This window comes from Pseudomonas peradeniyensis (assembly GCF_014268935.2).
GTDB classification, from domain to species: domain Bacteria; phylum Pseudomonadota; class Gammaproteobacteria; order Pseudomonadales; family Pseudomonadaceae; genus Aquipseudomonas; species Aquipseudomonas peradeniyensis.
Window position 1 is genome coordinate 896,808 of sequence record NZ_JABWRJ020000002.1, and the last position, 23,255, is coordinate 920,062.

Below are 23,255 nucleotides of genomic sequence, written 5' to 3' on the forward strand. Positions count from 1 at the left end.
GAAAAGTCCTACAGAAGTTCCTTGGCTTCTTGCCGACACTGCGCGCTCTTTTTGGCGGTGCCGAGGTCAATCGACTACCCACCGCTCGGTTAACGAGGTCAAACGGGAGAGCAATGTGAAATCGAAGATTTCAGCGATGCCCTTGAGTGTTGTGGTGGGCCTGGTCAGCGCCATGGCCGGGACGGGGCTGGCCGAGGCCAAGGTACTTGATGGTCAGGATGAAACGGTCAGCACACCGGTAGCCGAGGATTATCACCTGATAAATGGGTCGAACCTGGAAGTCACTGCCGGCGGCAGTACCTTGATGATAATTGCTGAGAGCGGTTCGACTGTCACGGTGAACGGAGGGCAGGTAACAGCCTCCGGTGCGCAGACAGGTATCTCAATGCGCGAAGGTACCCAAGCGTCACTCGACGGGGCGACAGTTACAGCGGGAGCGTCCGGCTACGGTGTCGGTGCGGTCAATGCCTCAACCATTGTCGCGAAGGGCAGTACCATCAGTGGTGGCAGCGGGGCGGCACTCAGCCACGGCAGTGTGCTTGAACTCATCGGCGGCACGCTGACCGGCACCCGGCAGATGGGCGCGTACCTCAATGGCTCAACCCTGGTCGCCTCCGGCGGTACCGTCATAAGTGGCAAGACCAATGGCCTGAATGTCACCCAAGACCTGGCCGCCGACGGAGGTGGCGGCTCGCAGGTGAGGCTGGATGGTTCCATGGTCATGAGCGAAACCGCAAGCGCCATACTGGTTCGGGCGGCCGCTGACGGAACCACCGGCACGGCAACTATCGAGGTAAACAACGGCAGCCAGCTGATCGGCGGTAACGGCACGATCCTCGAGGTCACCGGCGGCATGACCGCCGATTTCGCCGCCGATAACAGCCAGTTGTCCGGCGATGTGGTGGTCGATGACATCAGCAGCGCCAACCTGGTCCTGCGTAACAATGCCTCGCTTCGGGGTAACCTGGTCAATGTCCAGAGCCTGGCCCTGCAAAGCGGTGGCCGCTGGACCCTGACCCAGGATGCCCAGGTGGGAGATCTCTCGCTGGACGACGGCACCGTCGATTTCACCGATCGGGATACCACGCCCGGTTTCAAGACGCTGACGCTCGACAGCCTCGAGGGCTCGGGCGTGTTCGTGATGGGCATCGACCTGGCCAGCGGCACCGGCGATCTGCTGAAGATCACGGGCACGGCAGAGGGCAATCATCAGTTGAGCATCGCCAGCACTGGTGTCGATCCGGTGGAAGGGCAGGCGCCGCATCGCATCGTCGAGACCGGTGGCGGCGATGCCACTTTTGGCCTGTTGCACGATATTGATTTCGGAACCTTCCTCTACACCCTGGAAAAAGGCGACGGCGAGGACAACTGGTACCTGAAGCAGAAGCCCGGCAACGTGCTGACCCCGAGCGCCCGTGCGGTGCTGGGCATGTTCAGCGCCGCGCCGACGGTGTGGTACGGCGAACTGTCGTCGTTACGCAGCCGCATGGGCGAGCTGCGCCTTGGCCAGGGCCAGGGCTTGTGGATGCGCGGCTATGGCAACCGCTATAACCTCTCTGCCAGTTCTGCCGTGGCCTACCAGCAGGACCAGAATGGCCTCAGCTTCGGTGCCGACGGCGCGCTGCCGGGCTACGATGGCCGTTGGCTGCTCGGGGTGATGGGCGGCTACAGCGAGTCGGACCTGGACTACAGCCTCGGTTCATCCGGCAAGATCAAGAGCTACTATGCAGGCGCCTACAGCACCTGGATGGCCGACAGTGGTTACTACATCGACGCGGTGCTCAAGTACAACCGCTTCCGTAACCGCAATGACGTGGTGATGAGCGATGGTCGCAAGACCAAGGGCGAGTATCACAACGACGGTCTCGGGGCATCGGTAGAGGTTGGCCGGCACATCAAGCTGGACGATGGCTGGTATGTCGAGCCATTCACCCAGCTGTCCACGCTGAGGGTCGATGGCGACAGCTACACCTTGGACAACGGCCTGCGGGCCGAGAGCAACGGCGCCAATTCGCTGCTGGGCAAGGTCGGGGCCCAGGTCGGGCGCAACCTGGCGCTGGACAGCGGGGCCCTCCTGCAGCCCTACCTGAAAGTCGCGGCCGCCCATGAGTTCATCAACGACAACCGCGTCAAGGTCAACGACAACCGCTTCACCAACGATCTGTCCGGCACCCGGGGCGAGGTGGCGGTGGGCGTGGTGGCGCAGGTGAGCGACGTGCTGCAGCTGCACGGTGAATTCCAGTACAGCAATGGCGAGCACATCGAGCAGCCGTACGGCGTCAACCTGGGCTTGCGTTACAACTTCTGATCGCTCGCAATCGCCTACAGGCGAGGGTAATCGATATACCCCACCGGCCCTTTGCCATAGAACGTCTCCGGACGCGGCGCATTGAGCGGCGCATCGGCGGCCAGGCGCGCGGGCAGGTCGGGGTTGGCGATGAACGGGATGCCGAAGGCCACCGCATCGGCCTTGCCGCTGGCCAGGGCCGCATTGGCGCTGGCCTTGTCGAAGCGCTCGTTGACGATGTAGGGGCCGCCGAACGCCGCCTTGATCAGCGGACCGATGCTGTCGTCGGCTTCCTTCTCCCGCGAGCAGATGAAGGCGATGCCGCGCTTGCCCAGCTCCCGGGCCACGTAGGTGAAGGTCTCGGCACGGTCGGCATCGCCCATGTCGTGGGCATCGGCCCGTGGTGCCAGGTGCACGCCCACGCGGCCCGGGCCCCACACCTCGATGGCGGCGTCGGTGACTTCCAGCAGCAACCGCGCGCGGTTCTCCAGCGAGCCGCCATAGCGGTCGCTGCGCTGGTTGGTGCTGCTCTGTAGGAACTGGTCAAGCAGGTAGCCGTTGGCGCCATGGATCTCCACGCCGTCGAAGCCGGCGGCCTTGGCGTTCTCGGCGCCGCTGCGATAGGCCTCGACGATATCGGCGATCTCCTCGGTTTCCAGGGCCCGTGGGGTCGGGTAGTCGCTCTGTGGGCGCACCAGGCTGACATGGCCCTTGGGCTGGATCGCGCTGGGGGCCACCGGCAGCTCGCCGTTCAGGTACGACGGGTGGGAGATGCGCCCGACATGCCACAGCTGCAGGAAGATTCGCCCGCCCGCGCCGTGGATGGCCTTGGTCACGTTGTGCCAGCCGCGCACCTGCTGGTCGTTCCAGATCCCGGGGGTATCCGGATAGCCGACACCCATCGGCGTGACCGAGGTTGCCTCGCTGAGGATCAGGCCGGCGCTGGCGCGCTGCACGTAGTACTCGGCCATCAGCGCGTTGGGCACGCGGCCTTCGTCGGCGCGGCAACGGGTCAGCGGGGCCATGATGATGCGGTTGGGCAGTTCCAGGTCGCCCAGGGTGATCGGGTCGAACAGCGTAGTCATGTGCAAAGCCTCGCTTGGATCAGGTCAGAGCTCTTGGCTCATTTGCTCGAGGAACGCCTTGATGGTCGCCTCGTTGCGTTTGAAGAAATGCCACTGGCCGATCTTCTGGCTGCTGATCAGGCCGGCGCGCTGCAGGGTGGCCAGGTGGGCGGAGACGGTCGACTGCGACAGGCCGCAGCGTTGGTCGATCTGCCCGGCACACACACCGTGCTCGGTGCTGTGGTGCTGCTCGGGGAACTGCGCGGCCGGGTCTTTCAGCCAGTTGAGGATGTCTCGCCGGACCGGGTGGGCCAGGGCTTTTATGATTTCGTCGAGATCGAGGGGCATGGTTGGCTCGTGGTGTGTAGCGGTATATCGCGATGGAGCGAAATATAAATCGCTGCATCGCGATAGACAAATATGAAAGGGTTCTGAGGCAAGCGTCATTGGCTATATCGGTTCATGACGATATGGGCGCCGGCGGTGCTAGACTGGCGCCATGAACTACCTCGCGCACCTTCACCTGGGCGGCCCCGCGCCGCAACAACTGCTTGGCAGCCTGTATGGCGACTTCGTCAAAGGCACGCTGGAAGGGCGTTTTCCGCCGGCGCTGGAGGCTTCGATCCGGCTGCACCGGCATATCGACAGCTACACCGACAGCCACCCGCTGGTGCTGGCGGCGCTGGCGCGTTTCCCGCGCGAGCGGCGACGCTTCGCCGGGATCGTGCTGGATGTGTTCTTCGATCATTGCCTGGCCAGGCACTGGGGGGAGTACGCAGAGCAGCCGCTGGCGCAGTTCACCGGCGACTTCTACAAAGTGCTGCTGGCCGAGCCGCAACTGCCGGGCCGGCTGGCGCGGATCGCGCCGTTCATGGCGGCGGATGACTGGCTCGGGGCTTATGGCAACTTCGCAACCCTGGAGCAGGTGTTTGGCGGTATTGCCCGGCGCTTGTCGCGGCCCGAGGGGATGGACGGGGTGATGGAAGAGCTGGAGCGCCTGTACGAGCTACTGCTGGCGGATTTTCGCGAGTTCTATCCGCAGTTGCAGGCATTTGCGGCAGCGCGACGAGGCCGGTCCAGCTGACGTCAACTGTTCAAGCTGCCTTGGCCTGGCGGCGCGGCTCGACATCCTCGATGCCGAACAACGCCAGACGCACCGCCTGCTGCGCCTGAAACGCCAGCGCCGCGCGCTCCTGGCCTTCGCTGCCGATCGGCGCTAACAGGTGGATCACCACCTCGCCCCGGTCTCGCCCGAACAGCCGCATCAGATGGGACACCAAATCGTCCTCGCCAATGAACGGCGCAATCGGATCGGGTTGGCCTGCGCGCAGATATTGAATCGCCACTGGCTGCAGCGGCGTGCCCTGGTCGATGGCCCCGGCCAGTAGACGCCCATGGAAGGTGCGCAGGGTGCGACCGTCGGTGGTGGTGCCCTCCGGGAAGATCAGCAGGGGGCGTTGCTCGCCTAATTGATCGCTGATCTGCTGGCGCAGGCGCTGGGCATCGCCACCGCCACGGCGGATGAACAGGGTCCCGGCCTTCTCGGCCAGCCAGCCGGCCACCGGCCAGTGCCGCACCTCGGCCTTGGACAGGAACGACAGCGGCGTGAGCATGCCGAGCAGCGGGATATCGGTCCACGAGACATGATTGCAGACCCAGAGCATCGGCCGTTGTGGCAGTTCACCCCTGACCTTTACGTCGAAGGGCAGGGCGGCAACCAGGCGGCCCATGAACAGGCGTGTCCAGCGCTGGCGGCGTTCGATCGAGGCCTTAAGGCCCAGGCGTTCGCCAAGGGCGATGATGCTGGCCATTGCCAGCCCCAGGGCCAGTACCAGGAGCAGCCGCAGCAGGCGGGCACTGGCCCGCAGGCGCGGCATCAGACCGCCGCCTTGAAGTGACGGGCGTAGCGCGGGCAGAGGTCGTCGCGCTTGAGCAGGATGAACACGTCGGCGACCTGGAAGTCCTCGTCCCAGCAAGGCTCGCCGCAGATCTTCGCGCCCAGGCGCATGTAGGCCTTGAGCAGCGGCGGCATCTCGGCGATGACGTTGTTCGGCAGCGGCAGGCTCGGCAGTGGGTTCTTCGGTTCGGCGCGCAGGTGCTCGGTGCACAGGTAGCGTTCGCGCAGGCGTTGCATGATCGCGTGGGCCTGCACGCCGCCGTCCTGCATGGGGATGCTGGCGCAACCCATCAGGTAGCTGTAGCGGCCTTCGTTGAGCACTTCGGCCAGCTCGCTCCAGAGCACGGCGATGGTGCCGCCGTTGCGGTAGGCCGGGTCGACGCAGGTACGGCCCAGCTCGAGGATCGGGCCTTGCAGCTGCAACAGCCCGTGCAGGCTGAATTCTTCTTCACTGTAGAAGCGGCCCAGGCTGCTGGCGGCCTGGTGGTCGAGCAGGCGGGTGGTGGCGACCAGCTGGCCGGTGGCCAGGTCGCGCACGCCGATGTGGCGGCAGTGGATGTCGTAGTCGTCCATGTCCAGGCCGTGTTCGGCGCCCTTGAGCTTGGCCTTGAATTCGGCGCTGAACACCTTGAAGCGCAGGGCCTGTGCTTCCTGCAGGGCCGCGGCGCCGACCAGGCGTTCGGCTTGCAGACGGCGTTCAGTGCTGTTGTCGCCAGAGCGAGCGATCCGAGTCATTGCGAGTCTCCATAAGCCAGCCAAAGGGTTGCGGCCGGTCGGCTTTGTTGTGCAAAGTCAGCCTAGGTACGCCCGGTGTCACCCCTGTGAATCTTTGGTGATGCTTGCGTGACACCCCTACAAGGAGCTTGCGATGGCCTGGTTGCAACGACTCAACGACCCCTTGCGCCACCCGCTGGCGGCGACCCTGGGTGAAACCTACGCGGCGGTGCTCGAGCACCTGGGCGCGGTCGCGCCGTTCGAGCTGGCGGTGCTGGGCGGGCGCGCCATGGCCACGCCGGGCCTGGCCTTCCTGCTCGGTTACCAGGCGGCGCTGCGCGTGCTCTGGCCCAGCGCGCCCGCCAGCCTGGGGGCGTTGTGCGCCACCGAGCGGCGCAGCGTGCGCCCGGCTGACATGCATACCCGCCTCGATGGCTTGCGCCTGAGCGGCAGCAAGGACTTCGTCACCGCCGGGCTGGACGCCGAATGGCTGTTGGTGGCGGCGCGCCATGAAGCGCCGGGCGAGACGCCGCGGTTGCAACTGGCGGTGGTCTATCCGGGGGAGCCCGGTGTCAGCCTCGAGGCCTTGCCGACCCTGCCGTTGATGCCCGAAGTCGGCCATGGCCGGCTGCTGCTCAAGGAGGCTGCGTGCGAGTTGCTTGCCGGCGATGGCTGGGACGCCTACGTCAAACCCTTCCGCTCCCTTGAAGACCTTTATGTGCTCGCCGCGCTGGTGGCCTGGCTGCACGGCGTGGCCCAGGAGTGCGCCTGGCCGCAGGATCTGCGGCTGCGATTGATCGGGCTGCTGGCCGGTTGTGCCGAGGGCAGCCGGCAATGCCCGGACAGCGTGGCCTGCCACTTGCTGCTGGGAGGCCTATTTGCCCAGTTCCAGGGCTTGCGGGGCGAGATCGACCAGGCGCTGGCAGCAGGTCCAGACCACTGGGCGCAACTCTGGCAGCGCGACCAGGGCCTGCTGGCGCTGGCCGGCGTGGCCCGTGACAAGCGACTGGCCAAGGCATGGAGTGCCGCCGGATTGTCATGAAAGCCTGAGAGGCTGGGGGCACCTTTGAACCTGGGCCGCTGTGCGCCCCATTGCGGGACCTGTGGGAGCGGGCTTGCCCCGCGATGGGCGCACAGCAGCCCTTTGCAGGTTGCTCCCCATGAAGGCACTGTTGCTTGCCCTGTCCATGACCGCCGCCCCGGCCTGGGCCGAAGACTGGCCCTCGGCGCAGTGGCCAGTCGATAACGCCGTTATCGACTGGCAGGCCGTCGACACCTACGCCTTCGCGCCGCGCGCTGCCGAACGCGGAGGCATTCGCACCGACGCGCTGTTGATCATCCGCGATGGCCGTATTCTCCATGAGCGCTATACCGAACCAACCCGCGTCGATACGCCGCACCTGACCTGGTCGGTGAGCAAGGGCGTGCTGGCCACGGTCATGGGAGTGGCCTACGGCGAGGGGCGCTTCAAGCTCGATGACCCGGCCGCCCGCTACTACCCGGCTCTGCAGCGACATCCCGGACTGCGCCTGATCGACCTGCTGCACTGGGCCAGCGGCCTGGCCTGGCAGGAGGATTATGAATACGCGCCCTTGAAGTCGTCGGTGGTGGCCATGCTCTATACCCGCGGCCGCGCCGACATGGCGGCCTACACGGCGGCCATGCCCGCTGTCAGTGCGCCCGGCACGCAATTCGCCTATTCCAGCGGCGACAGCAACCTGCTCGCCGCCAGCCTGCGCGGTATGCTCGACCCCGCGCGCTATGCCGACTACCCCTGGCAGGCCCTGTTCACTCCGCTGGGTATCAAAAGCGCGGTCTGGGAGCGGGATGGCGCGGGAACCTATGTCGGCTCATCCTACCTCTATCTCGACGCCCGCGACCTGGCGCGTATCGGCTTGCTGATGCAGCGCGATGGACGCTGGCGCGAGGGCCGGTTGCTGCCGGCCGAGTGGGTGGCGTTCAATCGAACCCTGTTCAGCGCCGCCCAGCCGGTGCCGGGCGAAGCCAACCCCGGCGGTCACTGGTGGCTCAACCAGCCGCTGCCCGGGCAGCCGGCGCCGTGGCCGGATGCGCCAACGGACACCTTCGCCGCGCTCGGCCATTGGGGCCAGGCGCTCTATGTGCTGCCCTCGCGCAAGCTGGTGATCGTGCGCTATGCCGATGACCGCGACGCCAGCTTCAGTCACAACGAACTGCTCAAGCGGGTGCTGGCCGCCGTGGCCGGGGAGGGGGCATGAAGCGGGTCGTACTCGTGCTGTTGCTGGCCGGGTTGGCCTGGGCCTGGCATGAGCGCCAGGCACTCGCGGACTTCCCGGGCATTCTTTCGGCCTATTCGGCGAAGGAGTACTGCTCGTGCCGCTTCGTCATGGGCTTTGCTGAAACCTACTGCCGAGGCTATGTGCAGCAGTACCTGCCCTTGAGCCTGCTGGAGGAGGACGGCGCCCGGCGCATGGTCACCGCCGAGGGCCTGGGCCGGCGCAACCAGGCCGCCTGGCAGGGCGTGCGCGAGGGTTGCCGCTTGCTGCCGTGAAACCGTGCGGGTAAGGTTGACGGCCTTGATTTACAGGATTTCACATGTTCAAGCCGTCCCGCCTGCTGCCCGCCCTTCTGCTCGCCCTGTGCCTGCCCGCTCATGCCAACTGGCACCTGGACGGCGAGTCCTCGCGCCTGTCCTTCGTCACCGGCAAGAACGGCAATATCGCCGAGGTCAACCGATTCCTGGTGCTGCACGGCAAGGTCGACCGCAAGGGCGCGGCCGAAGTGAGCATCGAGATGGACTCGATCAGCAGCGGTATCCCGCTGCGCGACGAGCGCATGCGTGACAACCTGTTCGCCTTCGAGCAGTTCCCCGAGGCCACGGTACAGGCGCAGATCGACCTGCGTCCGATCAACGACCTGGCCAATGGCGCGCAGCTGGAGCTGCGCCTGCCGGTCAGCGTCACCCTGCATGGCCAGACCCGCAGCTACAACACCCTGCTGCTGGCCACGCGCCTGGACGAGCGACGTTTCCAGGTGGTGACCCTCGAGCCGCTGATCCTGCGCGCCTCGGACTTCGGCCTGCTGCCGGGCCTGGAAAACCTGCGCAAGCTGGCCGGGCTCAAGTCGATCAACCCCTCGGTGCCGGTGAGCGCGGTGCTGATCTTCACCGCCCGCTGACATGCCGGGGCCGGTCTTCCCCTGGCGGGATGGCAACCAGTTCGAACTGCTGATCGACGGCCCCGAGTTCTTTCCGCGCATGCTGCTGGCGATCGTGCGCGCCGAGTTCCAGGTCGACCTGGAGCTGTATCTGGTCGAGGGCGGCGCCTGCGCCGAGGCGGTGGTCGAGGCCCTGGAGCAGGCGGCGCGACGCGGCGTGCGGGTGCGCTGCCTGTTCGACGACTATGGTTCGCTGGCCTTCCCCACGGCCCTGCGCGAGCGTCTGCTGGCGGCGGGTGTCTACCTGCGCTGGTACAATCGCCTGCGCTGGCGCCGGGGCCTGCGCAACCTCTATCGCGATCATCGCAAGCTGCTGCTGGTGGATGAACGGTTGGCGGTGGTCGGCGGCACCGGGGTGACCGATGAGTTCTGGACGCCGGGCGAGGAGGCCAGCGAATGGCACGAGGTGATGGTGCGCATGCAGGGGCCGATCGTCACAGACTGGCAGCTGTTGTTCGATCGCCAGTGGCACGCCAACCAGCGCCGCACCGCCTGGCGTCCACCCGAGGGCTTCGGCCTGCCGCGTCTGCCCCAGGTCCCGGCCCAGGGCCAGGGCATGGGCCGGGTGGCTTACGCCGACGCCCGCCAGCACAAGGACATCCTGCATGCGCTGGTGCGCGCCCTGAACAGCGGCCAGCGCCGTATCTGGCTGGCCACGCCGTACTTCCTGCCGACCTTCAGCGTGCGCCGCTCACTGCGCCGCGCCGCGCAGAAGGGCATCGATGTGCGCCTGCTGCTGACCGGGCCGCGTACCGACCACCCGGCGGTGCGTTATGCCGGGCACCGCTACTACCCGCGACTGCTGCGCGCCGGGGTGCGTATCTTCGAGTACCAGCCGTGCTTCCTGCACCTGAAGATGGTGCTGGTGGATGACTGGGTCAGCGTGGGGTCGTGCAACTTCGATCACTGGAACCTGCGCTTCAACCTCGAAGCCAACGTCGAGGCCCTCGACCCGCCGCTGACCACTGCCGTGGCCGCCAGTTTCGAACGTGATTTCGCCCAGAGCCTGGAAGTCGATCTGGCGCGCTGGCATGCGCGGCCGTTGTGGCGGCGGGTGCAGCAGCGCCTGTGGGGCTGGCTCGACCGGGTGGTGGCCAATCTGTTGGATCGCAGAAACTAGCGTCGTATATCGCCGTCGGGCAAAGCGGACTATCGTGCAGGGATTGTTCCCAGACAACGGAAGGAGTGGATGCGATGACGGCGAAGAAGATTCTCATGCTGGTGGGCGACTACGTCGAGGACTACGAGGTCATGGTGCCATTCCAGGCCCTGGCCATGGTCGGCCATACCGTCCATGCCGTGTGCCCGGAGAAGATTGCCGGGCAGACGGTGCGCACGGCGATCCACGATTTCGAGGGCGAGCAGACCTACAGTGAGAAGCCGGGGCACAACTTCGCCCTGAACTTCGACTTCGTCCAGGTGCGTGCCGAAAGCTATGACGCGTTGCTGATCCCCGGTGGCCGCGCCCCGGAATACCTGCGCCTGAACGACAGGGTACTGGAGCTGGTCAAGGCTTTCGACCAGGCCGGCAAGCCCATTGCGGCGGTGTGCCATGGGGCCCAGTTGCTGGCGGCGGCAGGCGTGCTCGAAGGGCGCGAGTGCAGCGCCTATCCCGCCTGTGCGCCCGAGGTACGGCTGGCGGGTGGGCGGTTCATCGATATCGCGGTGGACCAGGCCCACGTGGATGGCAACTTGGTTACCGCGCCGGCCTGGCCTGCGCATCCGGCGTGGCTGGCAGCGTTTCTGAAGGTGCTGGGCACTCGTATCTCCTGACTGACACGCTGAACTGTAGGAGCGGCACAAGGCCGCTCCTACAGGGATCGAACATTTGTAGCGGTCATGGAGAAATACCTGTCGCGCAGGGGAAAGGCCGTGGGGTAGGGGGGATGCTAGGGTGAACCTCAGTCATGCCCATCGACAGGACGACCGCCCCGCATGGAAATACGTCTGCTCCATGGCGCCGCCATCGCGCCTTACATCGATGACCTCGCGCGCCTGCGTCTGACGCTGTTTCGCGAGTTTCCCTATCTCCTGGACAGCTCCCTGAGCCACCAGGCCGATTACCTGTCCAGTTACGCCGAGTCCGGGCGCAGCCTGGTGGTGCTGGCGCTGGATGGCAGCCAGGTGGTGGGCGCTGCCACCGGCCTGCCGCTGGTGGATGTCGATCCCGAGCTGCAGCAACCGTTTCTCGCCCAGGGGCGTGATCCGGCTTCGGTCTACTACTTCGGCGAGTCGGTGCTGCTGCCGGCTTACCGTGGACAGGGGCTCGGCGTGCGCTTTTTCATCGAGCGCGAATCCTATGCGCACAAGCTGGCCGAGTTCGACTGCTGTGCGTTCTGTGCAGTGGAGCGGCCCTCCGGACATCCGCGGCGCCCGGCGGACTACAAGCCATTGCAGGGCTTCTGGCGAAACCGAGGCTTTCTGCACGAGCCGTCGTTGCGTACCGCCTACCGTTGGCGTGACCTGGATGAGCAGGCGAAGTCGGCCAAGATCATGTCGTTCTGGCTCAAGGCGCTGCCTGTTTGAGATTCAGGGGGCTGTGAAACGACGACGGCCCCGCGATGGGGCCGTCGTTGCTACAGCGGAAGGCTTACTTCACTTCCACTGCCAGGCTCTCGGCGATCTTGCTTTGCCACAGCGCGGGTCCGGTGATGTGCACCGACTCGCCCTTGCTGTCCACCGCGACGGTGACCGGCATGTCCTTTACTTCGAACTCGTAGATCGCTTCCATGCCCAGCTCGGCGAAGGCCAGGACCTTCGACTTGCGGATGGCCTGGGCCACCAGGTAGGCGGCACCGCCGACGGCCATCAGGTACACGGCCTTGTTGTCCTTGATCGCCTCGATGGCGGTCGGGCCGCGCTCGGACTTGCCGATCATGCCCAGCAGACCGGTCTGCTCGAGGATCTGGCGGGTGAACTTGTCCATGCGGGTTGCGGTGGTCGGACCGGCCGGGCCCACCACTTCGTCACCGACCGGGTCGACCGGGCCGACGTAGTAGATGAAGCGGCCCTTGAGGTCGACCGGCAGCTCTTCGCCACGGTTGAGCATCTCGACCATGCGCTTGTGCGCGGCGTCGCGGCCGGTGAGCATCTTGCCGTTGAGCAGGATGGTCTCGCCCGGCTTCCAGCTGGCGACTTCTTCCGGGGTGATGTCGTCGAGGTTGACGCGACGGGCGCTCGGGCCGGCTTCCCAGACGATTTCCGGGTAGGCGTCCAGCGACGGCGCTTCCAGCTCGGCCGGGCCGGAGCCGTCGAGCACGAAGTGGGCGTGACGGGTGGCGGCGCAGTTGGGGATCATGCACACCGGCAGCGAGGCGGCGTGGGTCGGGTAGTCCATGATCTTGACGTCGAGCACGGTGGTCAGGCCGCCCAGGCCCTGAGCGCCGATGCCCAGCTGGTTGACCTTGTCGAACAGCTCCAGGCGGATCTCTTCGAGGCGGTTCTGCGGGCCACGGGCCTTCAGTTCATGGATGTCGATGGATTCCATCAACACTTCCTTGGCCATGACCGCGGCTTTCTCGGCGGTGCCGCCGATGCCGATGCCGAGCATGCCAGGCGGGCACCAGCCGGCGCCCATGGTCGGGACGGTCTTCAGTACCCAGTCGACGATCGAGTCGGACGGGTTGAGCATGGCCATCTTCGACTTGTTCTCCGAGCCGCCGCCCTTGGCCGCGACATCGACCTCGACCTTGTCGCCGGGGACGATGGAGTAGTGGATGACGGCCGGGGTGTTGTCCTTGGTGTTCTTGCGGGCACCGGCCGGGTCGGCCAGGATCGAGGCGCGCAGGACGTTCTCGGGCAGGTTGTAGGCGCGGCGCACACCTTCGTTGATCATGTCGTCGACGCTCAGGGTGGCGCCGTCCCAGCGCACGTCCATGCCCACGCGGATGAACACGGTGACGATACCGGTATCCTGGCAGATCGGGCGGTGGCCGGTGGCGCACATGCGCGAGTTGATCAGGATCTGGGCGATCGAGTCGCGTGCAGCTGGCGATTCTTCACGCAGGTAGGCTTCGTGCATCGCCTGGATGAAATCGACGGGGTGGTAGTACGAGATGAATTGCAGGGCGTCGGCGACGCTCTGAATCAGGTCGTCTTGCTTGATCACGGTCATGCAGCGCGCTCCTCTTAAAGACGGGAACATTCATTACGGCGCTCGACGGTGCCGACCAGCGTGTCGAAGCGCCTGCAAGGCGCCGGCAGGTCAGGCCGACGGAAAAAGGCGCGGCAGTATAGCGCGGCTGACCGTGTGAAACACCTGCGACTGGTCTGGACCATGGTCGGGATGGGGTGGGCATTGATTTTGCCGGGCAGGTGACAGTGCACCTCATGAGGTTTGCAAAAATGACGCTCGGAAAAGCCGAAAAGCGCGGCTGCGCTGCCTTGGATGAGACGGGAGCGCAGCCTTGGAGCGTACACCTAAGTAACAGAGTCCTCAGACCTCTGTTTTACAGCGGAGCAAGTACCCGAAACGAGATAGGGGTGGGTTGTTCAAGAAGCCTGTTCCGTAAACGACGGTCTTACCGGATTCTTCGAGGCTTGAGCGAAAGGCAATATCGAAATTGCCCTTTAGGTCTACGCGTCCCCATCCATTTTTGTCGCCAAAGCTTTGATCGGGCGTGCCATCGAGCTCAAATCGACCTACTACGACGTCCACTTCGTCTGGGTTACCCACTGTCGAACCGGTCGTAATGATTTTCCCTCTGGCCTGGTCTACATGACCGCTAGTCCACTGACCACCACTGCCACCGAAATCGGTATTCTGATCTTTGAAGCCTGGAAGTTTATTACCTTCGAGGTTGAACGCAGTAAGGTGTCCTTTGGTCATGCCATCAGAGGCAATGCAAACAAACTGAGTTTGCTCCTTGTTAATATAGTCAAGATCATGGAAGAGTAGGGGGCTCCCCTGTCCGTACAGGAGGTAGCCGCCATTGCCGAATTTTTTGAATTCTTCTCCCGTACGTTTTACACAGGCAATGTAAGGGGTTAGGCCATTCTTCGTTGAAGTAAGCCCGCACAAGAATATTTCATTGTCGCCAACCAGTGTCACCATTCCGGTGCACTCTACAGTGTCTGGAGGGGTTATTAGTTTAAAGCCATCGCCGTTGAAGCTCCTGTCAAATTCGCCATTACTGTCGAGTTTGATCAGTGACACGAATGAAAAAGCGTACTGATAGGTGATCAGCAACCCATCTCCAGTCGATATGCTGGAAATACCTGAGTCTTTGTTTTTATCCCTTGGAATTGGCTCGAGTAGGGATGGCTGACTGGTGCTGTACATGGATTGAAGTGGAGGGATTTCGATGATTTTGTGCCCGTGATTGCCGAAGTCTGGGTCTAGTCCTCCACTTGCACTGAACCGAGCCAGTGCTGGATAAGTAGAAGACCCCTCGTAGTAAACACCCGTGATTATAATTTTGTCATCTTGTATGTGAATGCCATTGGCAAAAGAATCATGGCCATCAAGGAACGTGCCGACAATCATGCCTCCACTACCAAAGGTCTCATCCAGTACACCCTTGTTATCAACGCGCAATAGCACGTAGCCACGCCCGCCTTCAAATCGGGCCATGCCCACGCACAATCGTTTGTTTCCGATGCTGATTGACTGATTGATCGATATCAGGCTGTCGTCTAGGTAAGCGACTCCGTCCGTCCCGTAAGCAGGATCCAGTATGTTGGATTTAACACTCTCAAATTTCATGATTGAAACACCACGTGCTGGAAGAGATTTGATTGTTTATGGAATGGCAGGGGAGCGAAACTGACATTTATAATAGTTGACACGTAAGTGGCTGTTCAGGCGTGTGTAAATATCGCGTGTCGGTTGTTTTTCATGTTGATGGGCAGGTTGGCAACGTTGTCATGTCAATCCGGAGGCGACCTGCCATTTTCCGGATGGTGGTGGGCATCTTTTTTGCTGCCAGCGGACACTTGGCTTAAAGTGCAAGCCATACGCTTGGAGAATGACCGATCATGCCCGAACTCTGCGTGGGCCAACACCGCTGGACAGTGCCCACCGGCAGCAACTTGCTCGATGCCTTGAACGAAGCAGGCTTGAATGTGCCCTATAGCTGCCGCGCCGGCAGTTGCCACGCCTGCCTGGTGCATTGCCTGGAGGGGCAACCAGTGGATGTGCTTCCCGAAGCCTTGGCCTTTGAAAAGCACGCGCAGGGCTGGCGCCTGGCTTGCCAGTGTCGGGTGGTAAGTGACCTGCGCGTGGCGGTGTTCGATCCACAAGAAGACGGCTTGCCTGCGCAGGTCATATCGGCCGTCTGGATTGGCGATGTACTCCGGCTTCGCCTCAAGCCACAACGGGCGTTGCGTTACCAGGCAGGCCAGCACCTGGTGCTGTGGAACGGCACGGTGGCTCGCCCTTATTCACTGGCCAGTTTGCCGGGTGAGGATGATTTTCTGGAGTTTCACATCGACTGCAAGCGTGCGGGTGAATTCTGTGACAAGGCCCGGTTGTTGAGTGCTGGCGATGAGTTGCGCTTGGGTGAACTTCGCGGTGGGGCACTGCATTACGATGCGGACTGGCAGAACAGGCCGCTTTGGCTGCTGGCGGCAGGCACCGGGCTTGCGCCGCTGTGGGGCATTTTGCGTGAGGCGTTGAGGCAGGAGCACCAAGGCAGTATCAGGTTGATGCATGTGGGAGAACACTACCTCGTCAGCGAACTTGCAAAACTGCAAAATAACTGCCCGCAACTTCAAATCGAGTGGGTCAGTGCCACTGAATTCGAGCAAACCCTTGCCACGCTGCGTCCTGTTTCGCGAGAAACCATTACGCTTGTTTGCGGGGCGCCCAGTCGAGTCGAACAGTTTGCAAGGCGTCTGTTCATTGCTGGCTTGCCACGAAATCAAGTATTCGCTGATGTATTCACCGAGCATGTCTGAGCTTGGAGTTACTGAGTCGTGCGGTAAAACCGGTGAAGGCACCAGGGAGTTGAGTCTGGCCATGGAGCAGAAAATGGCCTTCTTCCGTGATCTCACACCCTGTGGGCATGGTAATCATCCGTGCGTTGAGGGTGTGAAGTGAGGATAAGTCCGGAGTACCGTTTGCACTGAAGCGTGCGAGGATGGTCGGCATGTTGCTGGTCGTCACGGTGTTTTGACCTACGGTGACAAGTTCGCCCGAAGAAAGCATGACTATTCGGTCCCATCGAACCTCGCTACCGTTTTCCGGCATGACGGGCTTTCGCTTGAAATTATTGTCAGGGTCGCCATTTTCATAGTGCACCGCAGAAAGCAGCCCAGCGCGTTCTGCGTTTTGCCCGCAGCCAATGATTCTTTCGCCTGCTATCAGCGCGATATGCCTGATCAATTGCAAGTCGGGGAAGTCTGCGAACCCCTGCTTGCCAAAACCAGGTAAATGGCGCCCATCGAAGGTCAGGCGTGTGACAAAGGCCCCGGTAAATTTCAAATCAGCCGTTTGCCTACTGGCACTGATCAGGATGGAGGTTTCGTCCATGGCGACCGAATGGCCATACACCACACCCGCATTGCCGTCCGGGCGCTCAAGGTATTTGAAGCCATGGCCATTGAAAGATTTGACCAGGTTCCCATCCCAGTCGAACATCATCACCACAAGGTCATGGCCGTAGTAATTGCCGAACACGATGAAGCCGTTTTCAACGGGCTTCATTTGCCAGTTGGCAGTCAGGGCAGTGATCTGTCGTTTCTTTTCTGAAAACCTGGCGAACGCCGGCCTGAATGGGCTTTTCAGTGGTTTGTTGTCGTCGGTGATTATGGGTCGCTTGATTGCAAGATGCCCGCCGGTCTGGAAAGTCTCGTCGAGACTGCCATCTGCATTGAAGCGGGCCAGTGCAGGCATTTGTTCGAAAATGGTGGTGTAGGTCATGCCCAGCACCATGAACTGGTCCTGCCCGTTGTGTATTCGGTGTATGAGGTGATAGCCCGTCGAAATGTAGCCAGGCAAGAAGGTCCCGGTGGTTTTACCATGTTTACCAAAGTTGCTGTCGAAGCAGCAGTCGTCTTTTAGCCGGAAGATGGCGTAACCCGTATTGAAGCCTTCGCCCGTGTAGGCACTGCCCACATAGACGCGGTCATTACCCACTTTCACGGAAGTGGCAATGCCGGCGATGTCGGGTTCGAAGATTTTCAGTGGGTGGAGGGGATCGAATGGAAACGCTGCGCTGCCTTGGGCCTTCATGGCTTTCATCCCGTCGCTGCTGATGCAGGGCCTTGATCATTCATGTGCAGGCGCGGGGCTGACAACTGGCAGAAATAACAGGTGGGAGGGATGTCAGTGCGCAAAAGACCGGGCGTCGCGCGGCGCATCGCGGATGAATCCGGTCCTACAGAGGGCGGTGCAGGAGCGAATTTATTCGCGATGCGGCGCGTCAGCGGCGCTCTTTCGACAATAAAAAAGCCCTGCGACTCTCATCGCAGGGCTCTTGTCTACAGCAGGCTTCAGACCAGCGGGTCACCCACGTGCAGGATCTTCATCCCGTTGGTGCCACCGATGGTGTGGTAGCTGTCGCCCTTGGTCAGGATCACCCAGTCACCTTGCTCGACCAGACCGCGTTTGAGCAGCTCGTCGACCGCCGCCTGGCTCACCTTGTCCGCCGGCAGCGAGGCCGGGTCGAAGGCGATCGGGTAGACGCCGCGGAACATGTTCGCGCGCGCCTGGGTAGCACGGTGCGGCGACAGGGCGAAGATCGGCACGTGCGAACGCAGGCGCGACATGATCAGCGGGGTGTAGCCACTTTCGGTGAGGGCGATGATCGCCTTGACACCGGGGAAGTGGTTGGCGGTGTACATGGCCGCCAGGGCGATGGACTCGTCGCAGCGCTCGAAGGTGGTGTGCAGGCGGTGGCTGGACTTCTGGCTGGTCGGGTGCTTCTCGGCGCCCGAGCAGATACGGGCCATGGCCTGCACGGCTTCGATCGGGTAGGCACCGGCGGCGCTTTCGGCCGACAGCATCACCGCGTCGGTGTTGTCGAGCACGGCGTTGGCCACGTCGGACACTTCGGCGCGGGTCGGCATCGGGTTCTGGATCATCGACTCCATCATCTGGGTCGCCACGATCACCGCCTTGTTGTTGCGGCGGGCGTGCTGGATGATCTTCTTCTGGATGGCGATCAGCTCGGCGTCGCCGATTTCCACGCCCAGGTCGCCACGGGCAACCATGACGGCGTCGGACGCGAGGATCAGCTGGTCGAGGGTCTCGTCGTCGGCGACCGCTTCGGCGCGTTCGATCTTGGCCACCAGCCAGGCGCTGCCGCCGGCTTCGTCACGCAGCTTGCGTGCGTATTCCATGTCGCTGGCGTCACGCGGGAACGACACGGCCAGGTAGTCCAGGTCCATTTCCGCGGCCAGCTTGATGTCGGCCTTGTCTTTTTCGGTCAGGGCCGGTGCGGTCAGGCCGCCACCTTTGCGGTTGATGCCTTTGTGGTCGGACAGCGGGCCACCGATGATCACCACGCAGTGCAGGGCATCGGCGGTGGCGGTTTCGACGCGCATGACCACGCGGCCGTCGTCGAGCAGCAGTTCGTCACCGACGCCGCAGTCCTTGACCAGGTCGGGGTAGTCGATGCCGACGATATCCTGGTTGCCTTCGGTCAGCGGGTGGGCGGTGGAGAAGGTGAACTTGTCACCGACTTTCAGTTCGATGCGCTTGTTGGCGAATTTGGCGATGCGGATCTTCGGACCCTGCAGGTCGCCCAGCAGCGCGACATGGCGGCCGTTCTTGGCGGCGATGTCACGGATCAGGCGGGCGCGGGCCTTGTGCTCGTCCGGGGTGCCGTGGGAGAAGTTCAGGCGTGCCACGTCCAGGCCGGCGAGGATCAGCTGTTCGATCACTTCCGGCGAATTGCTGGCGGGGCCAAGGGTGGCGACGATTTTGGTACGGCGGATGGTCATGCACAGACTCCTATAGTGAAGCGCAGCGAAAGGCTACTCCTCAATTGCGCTGTAGTCATTGTTCCGTTGCACTACCCGCACACGAAGGAGGGTTGCGTTTGAACGGTACGGGTATGCTTGCAAATGGCGGTGAAGATTTGTCGTGAAAGGCCGATACACTGCCCATCAAAGGAGAATTCCCATGCGCACCCTGATCGTTTTGACCATGGCGGCCAGTGTCGTCGGCTGCACCCGCTGGTCCATGGACCACCACCTGAACAACGCCTACCGCGCCTACGACCGTGGCGATTGCGCGAAAGTCATGCTGGAACTGTCGCAGGTCGACCGCACAAGCCGCGCCCGTCCGTTCATCCACCCGGAAGTGTCGCTGCTGCGTGGCCAGTGCCTGGAGCGGCAGAAGCTCTTCGTCGACGCGGCGCAGACCTACCAGTACCTGATCCAGCAGTACCCGCGCAACGAGTACGCCTACCGTGCCCAGGCCCGTCTGCAGACGCTGGAAAAGCTCGGGCACCTGCGCGGCAGCGAGGCGACGGTGGCCAGTCCGGTGAACACTACACCTTGGCGTTAATCCTAATGTGTCGATGATTTCATGTAGTCCGTCCGTCGGACTGGGCTAATCTGTTAGAGAGTTGTCACGATCATCGCCAGTACCTTGTCTTCCTGGCCCCAGGTACAGGATTTCACTGCGATCATGTTTATCGAGCGACACATACAACGTCATCAACTGCCTTGCGTGCTCAAGGTGTTCAACCGCTGCACCGACCAGCAGATCGGCTATCTGGGCAACGCCTCGGAAGACGGCCTGATGCTGATCAGCCAGTTGCCGGTGCTGGTGGGGCCGGATTTCGAGCTGCAATTGCGGGTGCCCCTCGCCGGCGGTGGCCTGCAATTTATCAACCTGACGGCCAGTTGCCTGTGGTGCCGCGAGGATGAGACGCCGGGGCATTTCGATGCCGGCTTCATGCTGCTGCAGGCACCGCAGGAATACGATGAGTTCGTCCGCTCCCTGCGCGACTTCTTCAGCTTCCGGCCCATGAACGCCTCCGCCTGAGGCTGGCCCAGCCCTCCCACGTGCCGTTAGACTCTGGTCGACCTCGATACAGGAAGACCCCGTGAGCTCCAGCATTTTCTGGCACGACTACGAAACCACCGGCATCAACCCGCGCAGCGACCGCCCGCTGCAGGTGGCCGGCGTGCGCACCGATCTCGACCTCAATGAGATCGAGGCGCCGATCAGTCTCTACTGCCGCCCCTCAGACGATATCCTGCCGCACCCCGCGGCCTGCCTGGTGACCGGCATCACTCCCGGGCAACTGGCCGACCAGGGCCTGTGCGAAGCCGAGTTCATGACCCGGGTCCACGATCAGCTGGTCCGCCCTGGCACCTGTGGCGCGGGCTACAACACCCTGCGTTTCGACGATGAGGTCACCCGCTACAGCCTCTACCGCAACTTCTTCGACCCCTACGCTCGGGAATGGCAGGGCGGCAACAGCCGCTGGGACCTGATCGATGTGGTCCGCACCGCTTATGCGCTGCGCCCCGAGGGGATCGTCTGGCCACAGCAGGACGGGCGCACCAGTCTGCGCCTGGAACTGCTGAGCAAGGCCAATGGCATCGACCACGGCCATGCCCACGAGGCGCTTTCCGACGTGCGGGCGACCATTGCCCTTGCCCGCTTGATTCGCGAGAAGCAGCCGCGGTTGTATGACTGGCTGTTCCAGTTGCGCAGCAAGCACAAGGTCATGGAACAGGTTCGGCTATTGCAACCGCTGGTTCATGTATCCGGACGTTTCTCGGCCCAGCGCAACTATATCGGCGTGGTACTGCCTTTGGCCTGGCATCCGCGCAACCGCAACGCGCTGATTGTCTGCGACTTGCAACAAGATGCTTCGCCGCTGCTCCAGGAAAGTGCAGAAGCATTGCGCCAGCGCCTGTATACGCGGCACGAAGACATGGCCCAGGGCGAACTACCGGTGCCGCTGAAGTTGGTGCATGTCAACCGCTGCCCGGTATTGGCGCCCCTGTCGGTGTTGCGCCCGGCCGATCAACAACGCCTGGGGCTCGAGTTGTCGGCATTGCAGACACGGGCAGAGCAGTTGGCCAATCAGCAGGCCATGTGGGGGGACAAGCTGGACATCATTTATCAGGAAGAAGGCTTTGCCCCCAGCGAAGACCCGGAGCAACAGTTGTATGACGGTTTTCTCGGCGACCGCGACAAGCGCCTGAGCGAACAAGTGCGGCGTGTGGATCCGGCGCAATTGGCACATGGACAATGGATGTTCGATGACCCGCGACTGCCGGAACTGTTGTTCCGCTATCGCGCGCGAAACTTTTCCGACACCCTTGATGAACAAGAGCGCGCCCGTTGGCATGCGTTCTGTCAGCAGCGGCTTACTGATCCTACTTGCGGTGCGCCTAATACCCTGGCGGACTTCGAGCAGGCATGCCAGAGCAGTTGGGCCGACGCCAGCGAAGCGGGACGGCAGGTGCTGGAGGCTTGGCAAGCCCATGTCCGGCAACTGAAAGTGCAGTACCAGCTTTGAAATGTGCAGATAAACAAAAAAACGCCGGCAAGTGCCGGCGTTTTTCATGTTGAAACCAATGCGCCTGTCAGGCGAATCAGTCCAGCAGGGTAGCCCAGCTTTCGACGACGTCGCCGCCCCACTTGGCTTTCCACTCTTTCAGGGTCTTGTGGTTGCCACCCTTGGTTTCAATAACCTCGCCGTTGTGCGGGTTCTTGTATTGCTTGACCTTGCGTGCACGCTTGGTGCCGGTGGCCTTGACTGCGCCGCGCGGGGCTTTGCTCAGTTTGCTTTCCGGATCGAGCAGGGCGATCACGTCACGCAGCGACTTGCCGTTTTCGGCCATCAGTTCGCGCAGCTTCTTTTCGAACTCCAGTTCTTTTTGCAGCTTGCCGTCTTGCGACAGGTTGGCCAGGCGGGCTTGAAGTTCCTTGATGGCTTCTTCGGTGGCGCGGTATTCGTTGATCAGGGACATGGTGTGTTCCTTAATGCATGTTCAGAGAGAGGCAGTGGGGGCAATAATAGACAGGCGAAACTCTCAAGTAAACAATTTAATATTGATCACTGATTTAATAGTAGGCACTGACTGCGCAGTCATTAGGTTAAGAAAAATTTACAATTTGTCTGGGCCACTGGCCATTTCCCCTTGGGAAGAAGGGAATAGGCCTGTGCGACTGTGTCCTTGAGCTTGCTGATGCGAGGGTGTAGATGCTTACTGCGTTTTTCCCGGCAGGCCGCTAGAATATGCGCCTTTGCGAAGTTCTGGAGTCTCCCTCATGCGCACCTATCGACTGGTGATTGCCTGCCCCGACCGCGTCGGCATCGTGGCAAAAGTCAGTAATTTCCTGGCCCTCTACAATGGCTGGATCAACGAAGCCAGCCACCACTCCGACGAGCAGAGCGGTTGGTTCTTCATGCGCCATGAGATCCGCGCCGAGTCCCTGCCGTTTGGTATCGAGGCTTTCCGCGAGGCGTTCGCCCCGATCGCCGAAGAGTTCTCCATGACCTGGCGGATCACCGACTCGGCGCAGAAGAAGCGCGTGGTGCTGATGGCAAGCCGTGAGTCGCACTGCCTGGCCGACCTGCTGCACCGCTGGCACACCGACGAGCTGGACTGCGAGATTCCCTGCGTGATCTCCAACCACAATGACCTGCGCAGCATGGTCGAGTGGCACGGCATTCCGTTCCACCATGTGCCGGTCGATCCCAAGGACAAGCAGCCGGCGTTCGCCGAGGTCTCGCGCCTGGTCGCCGAATGCGGCGCCGATGCCGTGGTGCTGGCGCGCTACATGCAGATCCTGCCGCCGCAGCTGTGCCAGGCATACGCGGAAAAGGTCATCAACATCCACCACAGCTTCCTGCCCTCGTTCGTGGGTGCCAAGCCGTACCACCAGGCGGCACTGCGCGGCGTGAAGCTGATCGGCGCGACCTGCCACTACGTGACCGAGGAACTGGACGCCGGCCCGATCATCGAGCAGGACGTGGTGCGTGTCAGCCATGCCGACAGCATCGAGGACATGGTGCGCTTCGGCCGTGACGTGGAAAAGATGGTCCTGGCCCGTGGCCTGCGCTATCACCTGGAAGACCGCGTGCTGGTGCACGGCAACAAGACCGTGGTGTTCAACTGAGTCGAGGGCCATGGCATGGCAGGCCCGCGTGACAAGGCCGGCGCCTCGGCGCCACCGACCTTG

General features: G+C 62.7%; 23 protein-coding genes. 14 read left to right on the plus strand and 9 right to left on the minus strand.

The genetic code is table 11. From position 1 onward, the window contains the following. The first annotated feature begins 136 nt into the window (after positions 1-136). The gene (locus HU751_RS13520) at positions 137-2,308 is read left to right on the plus strand and encodes an autotransporter outer membrane beta-barrel domain-containing protein (protein ID WP_186731966.1); all 2,172 of its coding nucleotides are present in this window, start codon (positions 137-139) and stop codon (positions 2,306-2,308) included. Between the two features lie 14 nt (positions 2,309-2,322). On the opposite strand, the gene HU751_RS13525 is transcribed toward HU751_RS13520, so the two are convergent. Further along, positions 2,323-3,372, minus strand: a complete 1,050-nt coding sequence (locus HU751_RS13525) for an alkene reductase (RefSeq protein WP_186731967.1) — start codon at positions 3,370-3,372, stop codon at positions 2,323-2,325. Between the two features lie 24 nt (positions 3,373-3,396). Next, the gene (locus tag HU751_RS13530; RefSeq protein ID WP_023628827.1) at positions 3,397-3,699 is read right to left on the minus strand and encodes an ArsR/SmtB family transcription factor; all 303 of its coding nucleotides are present in this window, start codon (positions 3,697-3,699) and stop codon (positions 3,397-3,399) included. A gap of 151 nt (positions 3,700-3,850) precedes the next feature. Between HU751_RS13530 and HU751_RS13535 the strand changes: the two genes are divergently transcribed. Continuing rightward, positions 3,851-4,435 (plus strand): acyl carrier protein phosphodiesterase, encoded by a 585-nt coding sequence (locus HU751_RS13535; RefSeq protein ID WP_186731968.1) that lies wholly within the window; start codon positions 3,851-3,853, stop codon positions 4,433-4,435. A gap of 10 nt (positions 4,436-4,445) precedes the next feature. Here HU751_RS13535 and HU751_RS13540 read toward each other — a convergent pair whose 3' ends face one another. Together HU751_RS13540 and olsB are read right to left on the minus strand one after the other, a co-directional pair. Next, on the minus strand, positions 4,446-5,228 hold the full coding sequence (locus HU751_RS13540; protein ID WP_186731969.1) for a lysophospholipid acyltransferase family protein: 783 nt from the start codon (positions 5,226-5,228) through the stop codon (positions 4,446-4,448). After that, positions 5,228-5,983 carry an L-ornithine N(alpha)-acyltransferase gene (olsB, locus tag HU751_RS13545; RefSeq protein ID WP_028689712.1) on the minus strand — a complete coding sequence of 252 codons (756 nt, stop codon included), beginning with the start codon at positions 5,981-5,983 and terminating at the stop codon, positions 5,228-5,230. The genes HU751_RS13540 and olsB overlap by 1 nt, the downstream gene beginning before the upstream one ends. A gap of 133 nt (positions 5,984-6,116) precedes the next feature. On the opposite strand from olsB, the gene HU751_RS13550 reads away from it, so the two are divergent. The 7 genes from HU751_RS13550 (at position 6,117) to HU751_RS13580 (ending at position 11,683) form a co-directional block, all read left to right on the plus strand. Beyond that, entirely contained in the window at positions 6,117-7,004 is an 888-nt protein-coding gene (locus HU751_RS13550; protein ID WP_186731970.1) for an acyl-CoA dehydrogenase middle domain-containing protein, read from the plus strand. 118 nt (positions 7,005-7,122) lie between these two features. Next, a complete protein-coding gene (locus HU751_RS13555; RefSeq protein ID WP_186731971.1) occupies positions 7,123-8,199 on the plus strand; it encodes a serine hydrolase domain-containing protein in 1,077 nt (358 codons plus the stop codon). Beyond that, positions 8,196-8,492, plus strand: a complete 297-nt coding sequence (locus tag HU751_RS13560; RefSeq protein ID WP_186731972.1) for an amidase — start codon at positions 8,196-8,198, stop codon at positions 8,490-8,492. The genes HU751_RS13555 and HU751_RS13560 overlap by 4 nt, the downstream gene beginning before the upstream one ends. A gap of 44 nt (positions 8,493-8,536) precedes the next feature. Next, complete coding sequence (locus tag HU751_RS13565; protein WP_050703892.1) at positions 8,537-9,118, plus strand: YceI family protein; 582 nt, start codon at positions 8,537-8,539, stop codon at positions 9,116-9,118. Between the two features lies 1 nt (position 9,119). Then, positions 9,120-10,277 (plus strand): phospholipase D-like domain-containing protein, encoded by a 1,158-nt coding sequence (locus HU751_RS13570; RefSeq protein ID WP_186731973.1) that lies wholly within the window; start codon positions 9,120-9,122, stop codon positions 10,275-10,277. Positions 10,278-10,351: 74 nt separating this feature from the next. Next, entirely contained in the window at positions 10,352-10,930 is a 579-nt protein-coding gene (locus HU751_RS13575) for a DJ-1/PfpI family protein (protein WP_186731974.1), read from the plus strand. A gap of 162 nt (positions 10,931-11,092) precedes the next feature. Next, entirely contained in the window at positions 11,093-11,683 is a 591-nt protein-coding gene (locus tag HU751_RS13580) for a GNAT family acetyltransferase (protein ID WP_186731975.1), read from the plus strand. A gap of 64 nt (positions 11,684-11,747) precedes the next feature. Here HU751_RS13580 and HU751_RS13585 read toward each other — a convergent pair whose 3' ends face one another. Next, the gene (locus HU751_RS13585; protein WP_011532463.1) at positions 11,748-13,271 is read right to left on the minus strand and encodes a fumarate hydratase; all 1,524 of its coding nucleotides are present in this window, start codon (positions 13,269-13,271) and stop codon (positions 11,748-11,750) included. 321 nt (positions 13,272-13,592) lie between these two features. Next, positions 13,593-14,861, minus strand: a complete 1,269-nt coding sequence (locus tag HU751_RS13590) for an NHL repeat-containing protein (protein WP_186731976.1) — start codon at positions 14,859-14,861, stop codon at positions 13,593-13,595. 272 nt (positions 14,862-15,133) lie between these two features. On the opposite strand from HU751_RS13590, the gene HU751_RS13595 reads away from it, so the two are divergent. Further along, complete coding sequence (locus tag HU751_RS13595) at positions 15,134-16,054, plus strand: iron-sulfur-binding ferredoxin reductase (RefSeq protein ID WP_186731977.1); 921 nt, start codon at positions 15,134-15,136, stop codon at positions 16,052-16,054. Here the strand turns inward: HU751_RS13595 and HU751_RS13600 are convergent. Together HU751_RS13600 and pyk are read right to left on the minus strand one after the other, a co-directional pair. Beyond that, on the minus strand, positions 16,038-17,339 hold the full coding sequence (locus HU751_RS13600) for an NHL repeat-containing protein (RefSeq protein WP_186731978.1): 1,302 nt from the start codon (positions 17,337-17,339) through the stop codon (positions 16,038-16,040). The genes HU751_RS13595 and HU751_RS13600 overlap by 17 nt on opposite strands. A gap of 251 nt (positions 17,340-17,590) precedes the next feature. Next, the gene (gene pyk / locus HU751_RS13605) at positions 17,591-19,042 is read right to left on the minus strand and encodes a pyruvate kinase (protein ID WP_186731979.1); all 1,452 of its coding nucleotides are present in this window, start codon (positions 19,040-19,042) and stop codon (positions 17,591-17,593) included. A 181-nt stretch (positions 19,043-19,223) separates the two neighbouring features. On the opposite strand from pyk, the gene HU751_RS13610 reads away from it, so the two are divergent. The 3 genes from HU751_RS13610 (at position 19,224) to sbcB (ending at position 21,585) form a co-directional block, all read left to right on the plus strand. Beyond that, positions 19,224-19,610 (plus strand): tetratricopeptide repeat protein, encoded by a 387-nt coding sequence (locus HU751_RS13610; RefSeq protein WP_050703897.1) that lies wholly within the window; start codon positions 19,224-19,226, stop codon positions 19,608-19,610. 123 nt (positions 19,611-19,733) lie between these two features. After that, complete coding sequence (locus HU751_RS13615) at positions 19,734-20,093, plus strand: PilZ domain-containing protein (protein ID WP_023631126.1); 360 nt, start codon at positions 19,734-19,736, stop codon at positions 20,091-20,093. A gap of 61 nt (positions 20,094-20,154) precedes the next feature. Next, positions 20,155-21,585: an exodeoxyribonuclease I gene (gene sbcB / locus HU751_RS13620; RefSeq protein WP_186731980.1), complete on the plus strand. Its 1,431-nt coding sequence runs from the start codon at positions 20,155-20,157 to the stop codon at positions 21,583-21,585. A gap of 76 nt (positions 21,586-21,661) precedes the next feature. On the opposite strand, the gene mvaT is transcribed toward sbcB, so the two are convergent. Continuing rightward, the gene (mvaT, locus tag HU751_RS13625; RefSeq protein ID WP_050703899.1) at positions 21,662-22,039 is read right to left on the minus strand and encodes a histone-like nucleoid-structuring protein MvaT; all 378 of its coding nucleotides are present in this window, start codon (positions 22,037-22,039) and stop codon (positions 21,662-21,664) included. A 301-nt stretch (positions 22,040-22,340) separates the two neighbouring features. Here mvaT and purU point away from each other — a divergent pair, with 301 nt between their 5' ends. Continuing rightward, positions 22,341-23,192 (plus strand): formyltetrahydrofolate deformylase, encoded by an 852-nt coding sequence (gene purU / locus HU751_RS13630; RefSeq protein WP_186731981.1) that lies wholly within the window; start codon positions 22,341-22,343, stop codon positions 23,190-23,192. The last annotated feature ends 63 nt before the right edge of the window (positions 23,193-23,255 follow it).